This window comes from Cyanobacteriota bacterium (genome assembly GCA_025054735.1).
In the GTDB taxonomy this organism is placed as follows: Bacteria; Cyanobacteriota; Cyanobacteriia; order SKYG9; family SKYG9; genus SKYG9.
In genome coordinates, this window is record JANWZG010000039.1 from 1 (window position 1) to 14524 (window position 14524).

Sequence of the window (14524 nt, forward strand, 5' to 3'; positions counted from 1 at the left end):
GCTCGAAACAGGGGACTATGGCTTACTAGGTGTCGCTGTAGCTCCAGGATTTGACTATCGGGATATGACCATTGCTAAGGCTGATGAAATCCGTGCTCAGTTTCCGCAGTTGTGGGGTCAACTAGCGGCCTACGTGAGAGCCTAGGGTTATCGCCTAGACACAGCAGGCGACTCGTTCAAGTACCAGCGCCACGGTAACTCAGTACCCTGGGAAATGCCAATGCGAGTAGTCTGCACTAGGGTGTGGGTGCCATCGTCAAAGGCTTGTTGGATGGCAGGCGATCGCTGCTCTAGCCATAGTGGACTCCCCGGAACCAGTGGTGTGGATGACAAGCTCGTGTCAATCTGCATCCAGCGACAGAGCTTGCCAGGGCCAGCCGCCACCCGATGGGGTTTGTCCGGTGATTGGTGTTGAATATGGGCAACTGCTGTAGATAGGGAATGATCTACCTGCAAAGCTCGGATGAGGACAGCACTAGGTATACCATCCCCATCGGTTACCACATTAAAACAGTGGTACATGCCATAGATCTTATAAATATAGCTAAACCCGGCTGGCCCAAACATCACCTGATTACGGGCTGTACGCCGACGATAGGCATGGCAGGCTGGATCATTTACTGTGTAGGCTTCTGTTTCCACAATCATTCCCCGTAGCTCTTCCCCCGAAGCAAACCGCCGCACCAATGTGCAACCAATCAATTCTGGAGCTACGTCTAGCGACGATCGTGATAGCCATGCAGCAACGATCGGCTCACCCATGCCCATCAGGTCTCTGGATCTGTCAGAAGAAAGAAGGTTGATGCCGGATTAGACTCAGAAACTCCTCACGAGTCTTATGATCCTCTTGGAAAACACCTAGCATGGCGCTGGTTACAGTCCAAGAGCCAGGTTTCTGCACGCCGCGCATCACCATACACATGTGTGTGGCTTCCACAACCACAGCCACACCCTTTGGATCCAAAATAGTTTGCACCGCTTCTGCAACTTGGCGAGTGAGCCGCTCTTGCACTTGCAGACGACGGCTATACATCTCCACAATCCGTGCTAGCTTGCTCAAACCCACGACCTTCTGATTGGGAATATAGGCTACATGTGCCCTACCCATAAATGGCAGCATATGGTGCTCGCATAAGCTAAAGGCATTAATATCCCGTACTAGCACCATCTCGTTATGCCCCTCGTCAAAGATAGCACCGTTCAACAACTCTTCTAAGGATTGGTTATAGCCACTCGTGAGGAAACGCATGGCCTCGGCGACCCGTTTGGGTGTCTTTAGTAAGCCTTCACGCTCTGGATCCTCACCAATGCCCACTAGCAGTTCTCGCACCGCAGCCATCAACTGCTCATTACTCTGGGGCGGACGGAAAGTGGGGTCTTCACCGCTAGGAGTTTTGCTGCGATCGGGGCGCACCTCTGGCTTGGTGATAGTTGGCTTGGTTGTACTAGGGTACTCGGCACCATTAAGCTCAGGCGTAGCTGAATTATTAACTGTTGAACCATTAAGAACAGACATAGGTTTCAGGCGTTACGAGAGGTTTCAAAATGTACCAACATTGGGCATGAGGATAACTTCCTCAGCTACCGCAGAATCCGGCAGTAATGCCGTTTGCACGATCGTTTGGGCAACGACCTCCGGGGTCAGCATGGCAGTTCGGGGAAAGTCAGCATGAACTGTATCGGTGTCCCACAGGGGGGTGTTAACCGAACCAGGAGAAATAGTAGTGACACGAATGCCATGGGAGCGTTCTTCAGAAGCGATCGCCTTAGAGAGGGCCAACAACCCAAACTTGCTGACACAATAGGCCCCCCATCCAGGAAAAACCTGGTGAGCAGCTATCGAGGCCACATTAATGATTAGCCCTCGACGTTGCGATCGCATCTGGGGCAGCACACCCAGCACACACTGGAATACGCTAGTAAGGTTGACATTAAGCACTTGTTGCCAATCCTGGAGAGGGGTATCCATCAAGGTTCCGGTGTAGCCCATACCAGCACAATTCACCAGAATATCGATGGCCCCAAGATCATCGACGATTGTCTGAATACGCTTACGCACGTGCTCAACAATCCCCAAGTCGATTGCATAGGCTTTGGCCTGCCCACCTAGCTGCACTATGTCAGCCACAACTGCCTCTAACTTTGGCTGAGAACGAGCAACCAAGGCCAGATTAATGCCGTACCGAGCAAATGCCAAAGCGGTCGCCTTGCCAATGCCACTACTTGCCCCCGTGATCAGGGCATAGCGCTCCAACGAATTAGCCATGAAACTTTACAAAAGGGGGCAGAACAATGGATACCAATGCTGAAAAAATAATTAGTCTACTAGCATGTGTTGCGAAGTCGCATTGGGGTGAATAAGCACAACTTGCCTGAAGGATTTCTCATAAAAAGAAAGTACTCGCGAATTGGCACATTTTGTAAACTAATGTTGCAGCTATTATAGCATTTTCCCCTAGGGTATGTGGAGATCCTGACAAATGCTGCCAGATTTACAAAAGGTCTGGCCCCACTAACGAAACATAGGGAGTGGTGAGATAGCCTTGAGCTACTGTCTGTAACTTGTCTGCTGTCAACTCTGCTACGCATTGTTGAAACAGGGTATCGAACTCCACTGCCAATCCTAGAATCTCATACCAACCGGTAATATGGGCGATTTGAGCACTAGTTTGCTTACCCAGTGCGTATTGCCCCAGTACTTTGTTTTTGGCGATTCGCAAATCTTCTGCCGAGAGAGGCTGTTGTCGGAGGCGATCGCACTCTGCTCGCAAGCTCTCTATCGCTACATCCACATTTTCAGGGGCTGTGCCCATGTAGACGGTGAAGCTAGATGTATCCAAATAGGTCGGGTAAAACGCAGATACGTCATAAGCCAATCCACGTTTCTCTCGCAACTCGACAAATAACCGACTAGACAATCCATTCCCTAGATAGGTTGCCAATAGTTTAGTGGCTCCGTAGGCATCTAGAGCATGACCGGAAGCTGCTACCGCTGGGGCTAGGTAGCCTAGCATCACGATTGCTTGCTGGGTATCCTGTGACGTGACCAGTCTCTGAGGATTTGCCACTACTGGCGGCAGTGATAGGCGTGGCTTTGGAGTGCTAGGGACTTGCCAATCGCCAAAAACCTTGGTCACAAGGTCGATCGCATCCTCAGGTAAAATTCGCCCGGCAATACTAATCACCATGCCATCTGGACGGAAGTGGGTTTTGTGAAACTGTTGTAAATCCTGCTGGCATAGCTGACTAACGGTTTCTAAGCGTCCGGCTGAGGGGTAAGCATAGGGGTGATGTTGATACATGGCTTGGCGCAATTGGTCAGATGCTACCGTAAACGGTTGCTCCAGCCGGGAATGTAAACTCTGTACCGTCAGCCGACGTTCTAGCTCCACTTGGTATTCAGGAAAGGTCGGCGATCGCAACAACTCTCCTGCCAGTGACAGCATATCTGCGAAATCGTTAGAGACTGTTTTTAACCCTAGTAAAAAGTAGTCTGCAGCGCTATCTGTTCCCAAACTAGCCCCGATCGACTCTACCTTTTCAGCTATCTCTTGTGATGAAAGTGTCTCTGTGCCCTTAGTGATGACTGCTGACACCAAATGAGACAACCCTGCTTGGTCTGGAGCTTCCCATCGGCTACCTGCCTGGAAGAAAATTCGAGCTGCTACAATATCTGCGGCGGAGTTTTCTGTAACCAATACTACAATGCCATTGTTAAGCACCGCGCGATGGGTATGACGATGTTGTTGTACAAGAACCACAGACCAAAGACCCTTACCAAACGACACAAGCCTCCATCTTACATCCTGTGATTGTCAATAAGTATCAATCTAAACAGGCTTGTAAGAAACCAAAACGACATCCTTAAACAGCATCCTTGGCCATCAAGACTTTCAATAACCAGGCACATCAGAATGGGTAGACGGTTTAACAGAGAAGCTCGTTCCCAGGGGTAAGACTAACCGGCTGAGCACTCTGCCATCTTCCAAGTTATAGAGATGCAACTCACCACCAACTTGATGGACTAGAACTTGGCAAATCAGTAGGTGTAATCCAGACTCAACATTAATACTGGTTTTGGCTAACAGATCGTTGTGCTGCTTGGCCCGCAGAGTTTCCAGCACGACGGCATCAATTGAACCACTATCAGTCATTGAAATCTCTAGCCAGCGGGGATCTGACGATCGACACCAAATGTCAATGCGCCCCTTTGGCTCACAGCGTTGACAGGCCATAACCAGTAATTCATGGAGCACTAACTCAATTTTGACGGCATCTGTATTGATGAGCAGATTACCTTGCTGGTTATGAACTTGAATCCAGAGTTGCTGTTGCTTAACATATGCCTCAACCCGATCAATAGCACGCTTGAGCAACCCAGTGATAGGAATCGGCTGAATGTCTAGTGTGAGTTGCCACTGCTCCGTTGTCGTCAAAGCCAGCATGTCTTGCGTGACCTCTTCTAGCTGGCGAATTGCCTGCTGAAACTGTAGCCCCTGTAGCGGTTGGGTATCCAGTCGTCCGTTAGTTTGCGCCAGTAAATCTTGAATACGGTTGACACTATTGGTTAACACACGACACAAATCCTCAATCCGGCGATGCTTGTACCAATTCAGTTGCTCTAGTCGCTCAACATCAGCGTGAAGCCGTTGCGTCAGAGTCAAATAACGTCGAAACCAAGCTAATTGATTGACCAAGATGCCAAAGGCATTGAGATGGCGATCGAACCATACCCGTGCTATTTCATCGGCGACAATGATCACACCTGTCGGCTCATGCACTGGGCTAGTGCGCAATGCCATTACCAGTACTTGCCCAATATCTTGACCATTCAGCCACTGGCGGGTATCGCTAGGCAGTTGGTTGCGCGAGAGTTTTACTAGACCATCGCCCCCTAGCGCCCCTTGGATCAGCTTATCAGTTTGAACAGCGACTTCTCGGTTTGTGTCAATGGCAAAGCCCGGACGAGGATTTGGGTTGGTCAACAATCGCCCTGTCGATGCGCCCGGTTGCCAAGATACCAATGCTACTAGAGGCACCTGTAAAACTTGAGCCAGATGCTGCAATGCTACTCGCTCTAGGCGATCAACATCCGTTGCCTGTTGGATTGCCGTCAGCCCCCGATCAACCGTCTGGGCAATTTCCTGTTGACGGCTGGCTTGCTGCTGGAGTTGCCACTGGTGAACAATCAACCCAATCTGTTGACTGACAACGCTGACCAAGTCTCGCTCTGCTGTACTCCAAGCTCTTGTGACATCATATCCAATTAGAATCAGCCCTTCTAGCTTATCGTTGCCACCAATTGCACAAACCAGCGCCGACTTAATCCCGACATCCACAAAAGCATCTCGCCACGATCGCAGTCGTAAATCTTCATCAAAACTCTCGATGCCGATTGGTTGCCGACTGCGCTCCAGCATGTTGTAGTCGGTATCGCTGAGGGCAGGTAACGGCGATGACAATGGCCGACGGTTTGCTGGTTGTGCCTGGTAACACACATCAAATACCCGTTGATCGGAGTCATAAAACAACACAATGAACCGCTCTGCATTGAGTCGCTTGCAAAGACTGTCTGCACAGGTATGTAAACTGCTACGCCAGTCATCATCACTGTAAATTGGCCGAGCAATGCCAGCCGTAAGCACCTGATCCAAGCGCACCTGCTCTAGAGTTTCATCCATACGCTCTAAGGGTGCTACCAAAGCCACTAACTGGGCGGCAGCTCGTAGATAGCCTTTTTCCTCTTCTGCCCAAATGCGCGCTTCAGTACCTTCTACCGCCAAAAAGCCCAGTAACTCTCCATGAGACACAATAGGGGCAGCCATCAGCGATCGTGCGCGAATTTGTTTCATTAACTTCCCGGTTGCTTCGGTTTTCAGAGAGCTATGGGCCTCTCCGATCGAGACCAAGCGGCCAGCATTCAGTGCTTCGTAGAAACTACCAAGATCCTGAACTGTAATTCCAGACGTTGCTTGGCCTAGATCAGCATAAGGAGCAACTCGCTGGCGATTACCTAACCGTCGCCAAAAGAAACGTCGTTCTCGTTCAAACCAGTAAATATTGGTGCGGGATGGCCCCAAAAACTCATGGGTATGTTCAACAACAGCCTCTAACCGCTCCGTAAAGCCAGATATTGACAATATTTCTGACACTAAAACAGACAGTGGATGCTCAGAATTACGAACTTGTTGGCGATGCCAGTCAGCTTCAATTTGATAAAGAGTACCGCCTAACCCACCAAATACCATCGACAGTCTGGCTTTATCTTCTGCACGGGGAGAAACACCCCAGAGGTGTGACCCTAGCAAAACAACGCCAAAGCATCGATCTTTGTAGCGGATGGGGAAAACCATCGTGCCCTGGATTTCGTATTGCTGAGCTGCCTTTTGCCATTCTCCTGCCCTTGTTTCCACCTGTAAGTTGGGCACACCAATCGGACGCTGCTGAATCACGACTTGCTCCAGCAAATCACCTGGCGTAAGGTCAAACCGCTGGCGCAACAGTGGACTGCTGCCATAGGGCACAACACCCCCTCTGCCCACTAGGCGGTGGTCAAGATGATCGTATAGCCCAACCCAGATCAGCCGATAGTGAAACTCTGATTGCAAATAGGCTAAGGTCGTTTCTACTAAGACATCGATATTACTTTCCTCTCGCAGTGTTTGCAAGACACGACCCAGTGCCACGAGTTGCTTGGCATAGGTTGACGGCTCTGGTGATTGACCCATAGGATAACGGCACTAGCTAATGCAGGTAGCAAAATTACTCAAAAACCCACAACGCTGCTGGGTTTAGTGTAAATCTGGGCATTTGTAACGATACTTAATAAACGATACTTGATATATGTGTAGAATTTCCCCTTAGCCACAAGAAATACTAGAGTCCCCTAGCTGAACGCAACTGACACAAGCAACGAGGATTGATGAGTTTCCTCCCTGTGGGGATAAGGATTCTCGGCAGTCCATCTTTACTCATGACAGCCATCTACTCAGATAATAAGCTTCTTGCAAAGAATTTTTCCGCCCAGCCTTAAGGAGTAAGGCTCCACTGAAAGCCAGTGGTATGAGAGGTTGATATAGGTGAATGTGATGCTTAATGATCGAACCGCAGTACTCTTGCCAACGTCACTCGTAAGTCAAGTGACAGGTTCGATCGCTCCTGATGGTAATAAAGACTGTCTCGTTGCAGAAGATTCTAATTCAGTTAATTATAGGATTGCTTCACAATTAATGGTTGCTTCCTTATAACAATTGGTCACTAATGATTGGTGATGAAGTGATTGGTGATGAAGTAGAGTTGGCCATACCTAAAGTTTGAAGCAATAGCTTGAACCCAGCGCAGTGCATCTTTGCAGGCCAAAACCTGCTACTGTTGTCGACTACTTCTGAGACTATCAACTATTGATGACTCTTGACATCTATCAGCACCTGATCCGCCCCTTGCTCTTTCGATGGCACACGAATCCAGAGCAATTACATACCTATTTGCTTCAGACTCTCAGTCAACTGGAAGCACAGGCTACTCAACCAGCGGTCAACTGGCTAGCTAGTGTTATGGCTAGCACATTTTGTGTTCGAGATCCACGGCTACATCAACGCCTCTGGGGGCTGTTGTTTCCTAACCCCGTCGGATTAGCTGCAGGGTTTGATAAAGATGGCAGTGCTGTTATAGCTTGGCCACTGCTAGGGTTTGGCTTTGCTGAACTTGGTACAGTCACCCTGCACGCTCAGCCTGGAAACCCTCGTCCACGCTTATTTCGACTACCAGACGATCGAGCAATCCTTAATCGCATGGGGTTCAACAATCACGGTGCTGCCGCATTGGCAGAGCGCCTGCGCCAGTATGACAAAATCAGGTGCACGGTTCCATGGTTACAGACCACACCCCACAATCAGGAATACCCATCGGCTAGTTGGGATGACGCACCATCGGATGGTAAGTTGACGCTCTGCCACCCTCTACGTTCGATGCCAATCGGGATCAACCTAGGCAAATCAAAAATTACACCCTTAGAGAAAGCTGTCGAAGATTATGTGGGCAGTTTCCAGTTACTGCGCCACCTAGGTGACTATTTTGTGGTAAATGTTAGCTCGCCTAACACACCAGGGCTACGATCGCTGCAAGCCGTGGAACATTTGGATCCAATCCTAGCAGCCCTTCAAGCTCATAACCATGACCGCAAACCCTTATTAATCAAAATTGCCCCCGATCTCAGTTGGGATGAAATCTCCATGATCGTTGCCTTGGCTAAGACCCACCAACTGGCTGGGATCATTGCTACTAACACTACTGTTAGCCGAGATAGACTCCGTACCCAACGGCTGGCTGCCACAGGTACACTCGTCTCTGAAGAGGATGGCGGTATTAGTGGTGCTCCTCTGCGCGATCAAGCGACAGCCGTAATTCGATTCATCTGGCAACAAACTCAAGGCACAATACCAATCGTTGGTGTGGGCGGCATTTTTAACGCAGACGATGCCTGGGAAAAAATTACTGCTGGCGCTAGCCTAATTCAACTGTACACAGGCTGGGTATATGAAGGCCCTTGGATAATACGGCGAATTCTATCCGGACTGCTGCAAAAACTGGAGATACACGGATTAGAATCTCTAACCAACGCAGTCGGACTCAATTGTTGATGTGCCTCGGCTTGAGAGTTTTTCATCGACCTTGCAGTTCTTGACTGTCGCTTATTCCATCAAAGGTTTATACTGGGTTTCAACTAGATATTTAGTATCCGTTGTATGTGCAATGCTGCATTTAGCCAAAGTCTTAGGTCAAAAATCATCGGGCAGTGCAGAGCTTCAACTGTTGGCATATCAACAACCGGATACAACTTGGCACGTTATCGGTCAAGTTAAGTCTGAAGCACTATCCATAGAAATGCCCTCGGAAAAGGTGTCCTACGGTGAAGGGACACTAGTGGTGATTGAATTGTCAGATGACAACAAGGTGAGGAGTATTCAAGATGCCACTGACTGGATTCTTGATATGCTGGCCATGCCGACATTTCTTCAGCAAGAAATTGAGCGATTAGAGGCATGGCGACAGTCCCTTACACTAGAAAGCCAAGAGCTAGCACGTCGTAACCTGGAGGTTGAAGCCCGCTTAGAACATATTCAAGCTTTAGAAGAAAGCCTACGCAAAGAGCGTAAAAGTCAACAAGTTTGAAGAATCTTGGCCAGCATTGCTTGAAATTGCTCAAATCCATAGATGTTAATAACCCGCTGGCGCAGGGCTTCTGCCTGATATAGCAATGGGTGAGGGTATGTTCCTTGTAGCAGCCTGGTTAATGCGTGGGCAATAGCGTCAACATCGTCTGGATTTACTAACACACCTAGCTCACCACGGCACAGGGCATCGATCGCCCCGTCTTGGTTTCCCCCCAGAGTGGGCTTGCCACAAGCGAGTGCTTCTAGATACACAATGCCAAAACCTTCCCCCTTGCTAGGCATGGCAAATACATCACACAGATTGTAGTGATCGGTCAGTTCGTCGTCAGGAACAAATCCAGTCAGCGTTACACAGTCTTGTAAGCCTAACTGTTGAATCAAGGACTCAACGCGGGGGCGATCATTCCCCTTGCCCACCAGCACATAGTGAGCCTGGGGTAGTTGCTGCCGTATCGCTGGCATTGCCCGCAGAATCTGATCATACCCCTTGTATCGCTCTTGGCTGTCTAACCGAGCTACGGTGAGAATAATGCAGTGGTAGGGTGATAAATTATACCTGTGTAACAAGGACTTTGGTTTTGGTGCAATATGAAATCGGCTGGGATCAAAGGTATTCGGGAGCAATACAACATGATTAGGGTCAAGAGGTTGCTCCTTCAGTAGTCGATTGCGTGTATAAGAGCTAACGGCTAGAATGCGATCAGCATTTTGCAATGCAGTCCTCAGGACTGGACGTTGAATATTCCACGCCTCTACACCGTGAGCAACTGTCCAGTAGGGAATACCTAGCCATTGTTTTAGCCAATAAGCAACTGGTGTGAAATTTAAGTGTGTGGTGATAATCAAATGGGGACGCTGTTGAATAGCTGCAACCAACAATTGCAGAGCATAGACTGGAGTACGTAATGGGAGTGGTGCTCTTCCTGCAAACTGAAAAGTAGTCGTTGGCATGAAAGGGTGATGAGCAGGCGCTTGTCGATCATGCTTTAACAACACTCGATAGTTCCACTCTGGGCATAGAGCTTGCAGTGCCTGGAGGAAAAACTGAGAGTAGGTCTGGATCCCACCCTTGAATTCAAACATGTTAGGAATCCAGAGGTGAACCTGTTTGCGTTTCACAGCTACACCCTTCTACCTACTGCCATGTCACATACCTTAGAACCGTTCGGTTTCCGCTGGCCCAGAACGATCGCCCGACTGTTGCAAAAATAAGTTTTGGGCCGCATCATTCTGATAAATGCAAGTAATTTGGGGATTTCCCTCCAAATTGCCTGTAAAGCCAAAAGTATTTAAGCGTTGCCGACAGTCACGCACCTGTTCCTGATTGATAAGTTTGCGCTGTTCCAAAATAGCCCAGTTATTTTGCCGCAACACACAACCTGGCTGCATCTTGGGTTGAGATACGTAAACATTGAAGGGGTTCAGTGTCACAAACACTCTGGTATCCATAGCAATAGCACTAGCTCCAAACTTGACACAAATCTCTGGATTCGGAGCAGCGCGGTCAATCGCTTCACGGCTAGCTACGTTTTCTACGCTAGTATTCGCCGTTGAACTAAACCCTATTCCGATCCCCACCCCTAGAATAAACACGCCCCCTAACAGCGCGATTGAGGTGTAGTTAAACGGCAACGTTGGCATCGAGCGATTGCCAGACGACGATCGAGGCGGTGGAGAACTACGAGTTTTGCGCTTCATAGGTCAAGGAACAGTTGCTGGTTCACTAGAGGGAACATACATGCGTTTACTAACTAGCGACATTAACAGAGATTGCTAAGTGTCGCTAATTTCAGTATGCCTAATCTAGCGATAAACCGTCAGTTTGTACAAGCTTTTCGCCTAAACCCCTCAAGCGTAGTAACTAGGGTAAGGGGGAAAACCTCATTAAGCTATAGGCGACAATGAGCAGATAGATTCCGCTATGATGCATCTTGTATTGATTACAGACTGCCTCCTACGCCCCGCAGTTTTCGCCAATCATCCCAACACAGAGCATCCGTTATGGTTATCACCAGTTCAACCTCAACTAGCACCCCTGTTACTGCCGAGACCACTATACTAAAAGAGCTGGCTCAACGTACCCGCCTAGCTGCTCGACAACTGGCAGGGCTATCTGTCTACGAGCGCAATCAAGCTTTAATGACGATCGCTGATACCCTAGATAGCACGGCTCCTGAAATTTTGGCAGCCAATGCTGCTGACTGTGCTGCTGCGGAGGCTGATGGCCTAGCATCTGCTCTATGCGCGCGACTAAAACTGAATGCCGTAAAATTACGAGCAGCGATCGCTGGAGTCCGGGATGTTGCTGCTTTACCGGATCCTATTGGCACTGTTCAGCTTCATCGAGAGTTGGATGATGGCTTGGTACTGACCAGGATTGCTTGCCCGTTAGGCGTGCTAGGAGTAATTTTTGAAGCTCGACCCGATGCTGTGATCCAGATTGCTGCCCTCGCTATCAAATCTGGCAATGGAGCAATTCTGAAAGGCGGACGAGAAGCTATTCGCTCTTGTGAAGCGCTAGTTAGTGCTATCCGCAAAGCCCTACTACAGACATCAGTAAATCCAGACGTTATTCAGCTATTGACAACTCGTGAAGAAATTCGCCAACTGCTGGAACTAGAGGAATACGTAGACTTGATTATTCCTCGTGGATCCAATAGCTTTGTGCGCTATGTGCAGGACAATACTCGAATTCCTGTGTTAGGCCATGCTGATGGCATCTGTCATCTATACGTAGATGCAGCGGCTGATGTAGACAAAGCAGTAGCAATCGCCGTTGATGCTAAGACGCAATATCCCGCAGCTTGTAACGCCATTGAAACACTGCTGGTTCATCAAGCAATTGCCCCAGTTGCTCTGCCTGCGATCGCCCAAGCTCTATACACTCAACAGGTAGAGCTACGTGGCGATGCTGATACATGCCGTCTGTTGGCAGCGACAGGCATTCCCATCAACCCTGCCTCTGATGCAGACTGGGCTACGGAATATCTAGACCTGATTCTGTCTATTCGTGTTGTAGAGTCCCTTGATGCGGCAATCACTCATATTGAAACCTATGGCTCAAAGCATACTGAGGCGATCGTTACCGAAGATCCCCACGTTGCTCAAACCTTCCTCGCCCAAGTTGATGCCGCGGGCGTATATCACAACTGCTCAACGCGATTTGCTGATGGATTTCGCTACGGCTTTGGTGCGGAAGTAGGCATCAGCACGAACCAACTGCCACCTCGAGGGCCAGTAGGTTTAGAGGGCTTAGTAACCTACAAGTATCAGCTAGTGGGAAACGGTCATATCGTAGCTACCTATACAGGCTCCGATGCCAAGCCCTTTACCCATCGGGATCTCAAAACATTGTTGTAGCGCCAGATGTAGCAACAAAGTAGCAGGCGAATCATAGTAACAAATGGGGTTATGTGCTTAGAGTGTAACCTCAATGTTGTTATGTAACTAGAGTGTAACCTCAATTAGGTTGCAAAAGATTGCAGGCTAGACAGTTATTACTCAGAGTGCCTCGTTCGTTGGTAGACTATTAGTGCATAAACTATAGTCAAGAAATGCTGATATGGAAAGCACTGTGTATATCTTAGTTTTGGCTCTCGCACTAGGGGTTCTTTTCTTTGCCATTGCCTTCCGTGAGCCACCGCGAATTGGCAAGTAAAAGATGGTGCAAAGACCGTAAATAAATGTATGGTTTTGTCATATTTTTGGTTTTGCAGGTAATATCTACATACCAGATACCAGACGTAGTGTTTGGTAAGGTGTCGAGCTTAGTGTTTTACACTACCAGGATTGAGAGCTAATACAGATTGAGAGCTAATACAGGTTCTCAGCTAGCGGTAGATTTTGTTGCCTAATGACCTAATCGAGAACCAACAGCAGAGTAAGACGTTATGCTGATGACCGCTTTCGCCAGCTATCTGATTTTGTAGTCAAATGCTAAGCTTAACGTCCATACCCAAAGGCTATTACTTGGGTTGTAGCTTTACACTGTACTATCATGCGTTGTCCAGTTTGTCAGCATTCAGATATTCGGGTACTGGAATCTCGCTCAGCCGAGAATGGTCAGAGTGTACGTCGGAGGCGTGAGTGCCTGAACTGTGGACATCGATTCACTACCTATGAGCGAATTGAGTTTGTTCCCATTACGGTAATCAAGCGAGATGGCAAGCGTGAGTCCTTCGATCGCTCTAAGTTATTGCGTGGCATCGTCAGGGCAACGGAAAAGACAGGTATCTCCTTGACACAGCTCGAAAGCCTAGTTGATGAAATTGAAGCAGACTTACAGCAAAGACTGTCACGTGAAGTATCCAGCGCAGAAATTGGCGAAATCGTTCTCCGTAACCTACGCTCCTTGAGTGAAGTTGCTTACATACGGTTTGCTTCGGTCTATCAGCAGTTTCGTGACATAGCAGACTTTGTGCACACACTGGATCTTTTACAGCGGGAGTCCAACGCTTCAGGGAAGGATGACACGCGAGATCAACCGTTACAGAGTTCAGAGCCGTCAGAATTATCTGTAACTGCTTATGATAGCCCTGACAGAGCTTGTAACTCCAATCCTAAGCAAGAGCAACCTATTGAAGTGTCAACTAGTGTCCCCTAGATCCCTTAGTCATTATCCCTTAGTCATTGGTTAGCGTTGACCTGTAGTCGAACTCTGCTGGTTTAGTTATCTTAGAACTAACTGGGTCATGCCACTACTGACTCCGAGATCTGCGATGTTGCCTAACTCGTTCCATAGTTCAAACAATTGTTGTAGAAAACGAGTTAAACTTGCGCTACTATCATAGATCTGGATTAGTTCAACAGATGGCGTGGAGCTTGGCTATTGCCTAGTAAGCTGCACTGCTGCTCACCCTTCGAGTAGGGTTTGCTGCTTACAGGCTGTTACGTTCCAGTGCTTTGACACGCCTGACGTTTAGACAAAACAACTACTACGGAGACGATCACCGGGAAACAACTAGCATGGTCAATCAGGAAGCAAGTGCAGATATTGGATTTACTCACGACGATTTTGCCGCCCTATTAGACAAATACGACTATCATTTCAGCCCTGGTGACATTGTGGCTGGAACGGTTTTTAGTCTAGAGCCAAGGGGTGCCCTGATTGATATTGGTGCTAAGACAGCGGCGTACATTCCGATTCAGGAAATGTCAATCAATCGAATTGATACCCCTGACGAAGTGTTGCAGTCTAATGAAACTCGCGAATTTTTTATCCTGACCGACGAAAATGAAGATGGTCAATTGACCCTGTCCATTCGTCGAATTGAATACATGCGAGCTTGGGAACGGGTACGCCAACTCCAAGCGGAAGATGCAACAGTTCGTTCGAGTGTGTTTGCAACGAA

At 48.5% G+C, this 14524-nt stretch carries 13 protein-coding genes; 6 read left to right on the top strand and 7 right to left on the bottom strand.

Going from position 1 to position 14524, the window contains the following annotated elements; translation table 11 throughout:
- Positions 1-147: 147 nt before the first annotated feature.
- From NZ772_03390 to NZ772_03410, 5 genes are all read right to left on the bottom strand, one after another.
- Complete coding sequence (locus tag NZ772_03390) at positions 148-762, bottom strand: DNA-3-methyladenine glycosylase (protein MCS6812604.1); 615 nt, start codon at positions 760-762, stop codon at positions 148-150.
- A gap of 22 nt (positions 763-784) precedes the next feature.
- A complete protein-coding gene (folE, locus tag NZ772_03395; protein ID MCS6812605.1) occupies positions 785-1516 on the bottom strand; it encodes a GTP cyclohydrolase I FolE in 732 nt (243 codons plus the stop codon).
- 24 nt (positions 1517-1540) lie between these two features.
- Positions 1541-2266, bottom strand: a complete 726-nt coding sequence (locus tag NZ772_03400; protein ID MCS6812606.1) for an SDR family oxidoreductase — start codon at positions 2264-2266, stop codon at positions 1541-1543.
- A 226-nt stretch (positions 2267-2492) separates the two neighbouring features.
- A complete protein-coding gene (locus NZ772_03405) occupies positions 2493-3761 on the bottom strand; it encodes an insulinase family protein (GenBank protein MCS6812607.1) in 1269 nt (422 codons plus the stop codon).
- A 132-nt stretch (positions 3762-3893) separates the two neighbouring features.
- Positions 3894-6728 (bottom strand): GAF domain-containing protein, encoded by a 2835-nt coding sequence (locus NZ772_03410; GenBank protein ID MCS6812608.1) that lies wholly within the window; start codon positions 6726-6728, stop codon positions 3894-3896.
- 675 nt (positions 6729-7403) lie between these two features.
- Here NZ772_03410 and NZ772_03415 point away from each other — a divergent pair.
- Positions 7404-8639 (top strand): quinone-dependent dihydroorotate dehydrogenase, encoded by a 1236-nt coding sequence (locus NZ772_03415; GenBank protein MCS6812609.1) that lies wholly within the window; start codon positions 7404-7406, stop codon positions 8637-8639.
- A gap of 112 nt (positions 8640-8751) precedes the next feature.
- A complete protein-coding gene (locus NZ772_03420; protein MCS6812610.1) occupies positions 8752-9171 on the top strand; it encodes a hypothetical protein in 420 nt (139 codons plus the stop codon).
- Here the strand turns inward: NZ772_03420 and NZ772_03425 are convergent.
- Together NZ772_03425 and NZ772_03430 are read right to left on the bottom strand one after the other, a co-directional pair.
- Complete coding sequence (locus NZ772_03425; GenBank protein ID MCS6812611.1) at positions 9159-10256, bottom strand: glycosyltransferase; 1098 nt, start codon at positions 10254-10256, stop codon at positions 9159-9161. The two genes, NZ772_03420 and NZ772_03425, sit on opposite strands and share 13 nt — an antisense overlap.
- A 72-nt stretch (positions 10257-10328) precedes the next feature.
- A complete protein-coding gene (locus NZ772_03430; GenBank protein MCS6812612.1) occupies positions 10329-10871 on the bottom strand; it encodes a DUF3172 domain-containing protein in 543 nt (180 codons plus the stop codon).
- A gap of 303 nt (positions 10872-11174) precedes the next feature.
- Here NZ772_03430 and NZ772_03435 point away from each other — a divergent pair, with 303 nt between their 5' ends.
- The 4 genes from NZ772_03435 to NZ772_03450 form a co-directional block, all read left to right on the top strand.
- Positions 11175-12533: a glutamate-5-semialdehyde dehydrogenase gene (locus NZ772_03435; protein ID MCS6812613.1), complete on the top strand. Its 1359-nt coding sequence runs from the start codon at positions 11175-11177 to the stop codon at positions 12531-12533.
- Between the two features lie 202 nt (positions 12534-12735).
- Positions 12736-12831, top strand: coding sequence for a photosystem II reaction center protein T (locus NZ772_03440; protein ID MCS6812614.1), 96 nt, complete (start codon positions 12736-12738; stop codon positions 12829-12831).
- A 339-nt stretch (positions 12832-13170) separates the two neighbouring features.
- The gene (gene nrdR / locus NZ772_03445; GenBank protein MCS6812615.1) at positions 13171-13776 is read left to right on the top strand and encodes a transcriptional regulator NrdR; all 606 of its coding nucleotides are present in this window, start codon (positions 13171-13173) and stop codon (positions 13774-13776) included.
- 362 nt (positions 13777-14138) lie between these two features.
- Positions 14139-14524, top strand: a 386-nt coding sequence (locus tag NZ772_03450) for a S1 RNA-binding domain-containing protein (protein ID MCS6812616.1), incomplete at its 3' end; no start/stop codon positions are given.